Source organism: Staphylococcus rostri (assembly GCF_002902145.1).
GTDB lineage: Bacteria > Bacillota > Bacilli > Staphylococcales > Staphylococcaceae > Staphylococcus > Staphylococcus rostri.
Genome location: NZ_PPRF01000007.1, coordinates 1 through 222, shown reverse-complemented (window position 1 = coordinate 222; position 222 = coordinate 1). Strand labels below are relative to the sequence as shown.

General features: G+C 39.6%; 1 protein-coding gene. It reads right to left on the bottom strand.

Annotation, left to right across the window (positions count from 1 at the left end):
* A partial coding sequence (locus CD122_RS00880; protein ID WP_206167734.1) for a Rib/alpha-like domain-containing protein occupies window positions 1–222 on the bottom strand: 222 nt, incomplete at both ends.

Below are 222 nucleotides of genomic sequence, written 5' to 3'. Positions count from 1 at the left end.
TTCCACCTTGCTCTACCACTTCTGGTGTCGCTGTTGGATCATTTTGTTCAGCTTGTGTTTTAGCTTTTTCTGTAACAGTAACTGGTACATCTACTGTATCTTTTGAGCCATCTGGGTATGTTACTTCTACTTTACCTGTGTACTCACCTGGTTTATCAGTATCGATTGATCCTTCTGGTGTTACATCTTTAACTGTTGTACCTTCTGGAAGACCTTTTGTAT